The sequence below is a fragment of the Streptomyces novaecaesareae genome, assembly GCF_000716875.1.
GTDB classification, from domain to species: Bacteria; Actinomycetota; Actinomycetes; order Streptomycetales; family Streptomycetaceae; genus Kitasatospora; species Kitasatospora novaecaesareae.
The window spans coordinates 1-1160 of sequence record NZ_JNWQ01000201.1; the positions used below are offsets into that span (position 1 = coordinate 1).

Genomic DNA, 1160 nt, shown 5'->3' on the forward strand with positions numbered 1-1160 from the left:
CTAGTGTCCTGCGCCGGAGATTCGTCGTTAGATCTTGCATGAGTGATTCTTCGGATGTGCCGGTGCGTCGTCGTGGTCCTGCGTTGGAGCCGTTGGTGTTGTCCGGCGAGGAGCGGGCGGTGCTGACGCGGTGGTCCCGCCGGGCGACGTCTGCCCAGGCGCTCGCGTTGCGGGCTCGGATCGTGCTGGCCTGTGACGGCCCGGATGTGCCGTCGATCGTCGGCGTGGCGAGGGAGTTGGGGATCACCGCGGACACGGTCCGTAAGTGGCGGCGGCGGTTCCTCGTCGAGCGGCTGGACGGGTTGGTGGACGAGCCGCGTCCGGGCCGGCCTCCGAGCATCGCGGTGGACGAGGTCGAAGCGGTGGTGGTGGCGACGCTGGAGGAGATCCCGAAGAACGCGACGCACTGGTCGCGGAGCTCGATGGCGGCCCGCAGTGGCCTGTCGAAGTCCACGGTGGGGCGGATCTGGCGGAAGTTCCAGCTCAAGCCCCATCTGGCCGACACCTTCAAGCTCTCCACCGACCCGTTCTTCATCGAGAAGGTCCACGACGTGGTCGGGCTCTACTTCGACCCGCCTGAGGGGGCCGTGGTGCTGTCGGTCGACGAGAAGTCGCAGATCCAGGCGTTGAACCGGTCCCAGCCGGTGCTGCCGATGATGCCCGGCATGCCGGAGCGCCGGACCCACGACTACGTGCGCAACGGCCTGACCACGCTGTTCGCCGCGTTCGACACCGGCAGTGGGAGGGTCATCAGTTCCCTGCACCGTCGGCATCGCGCGGCGGAGTTCAGGAAGTTCCTCGTCAAGATCGACCAGGAGGTTCCCGACGGCCTCGACATCCATCTCATCTGTGACAATTACGGCACCCACAAGACCCCGGCGATCCGAGCCTGGCTGGCCCAACACCCCAGATTCCACATGCACTTCACCCCGACCGGGTCATCGTGGATCAACCAGGTCGAGCGCTGGTTCGGCTTCCTCACCGACCAGATGATCCGCCGCGGATCCCACAAGAACGTCCAGGCCCTCGAACGCGACATCCGCAACTGGATCAAGAACTGGAACGAGGACCCCACACCGTTCACCTGGACCAAGACCGCCGACGAGATCCTCGACTCCCTTGCCCGATTCTGCCGACGGATCTCCGGCGCAGGACACTAG

Annotated in this window: 1 protein-coding gene; it reads left to right on the top strand. The window is 65.9% G+C overall.

Annotated elements, in window-relative coordinates; all coding sequences use genetic code 11:
• Positions 1 to 38 precede the first annotated feature (38 nt).
• Positions 39 to 1160 carry an IS630 family transposase gene (locus tag OP86_RS32480; protein WP_033334478.1) on the top strand — a complete coding sequence of 374 codons (1122 nt, stop codon included), beginning with the start codon at positions 39 to 41 and terminating at the stop codon, positions 1158 to 1160.

Excerpts from the sequence above, each read along its gene's own strand:
- OP86_RS32480 (WP_033334478.1), top strand. The coding sequence starts at position 39 with ATGAGTGATTCTTCGGATGTGCCGGTGCGTCGTCGTGGTCCTGCGTTG.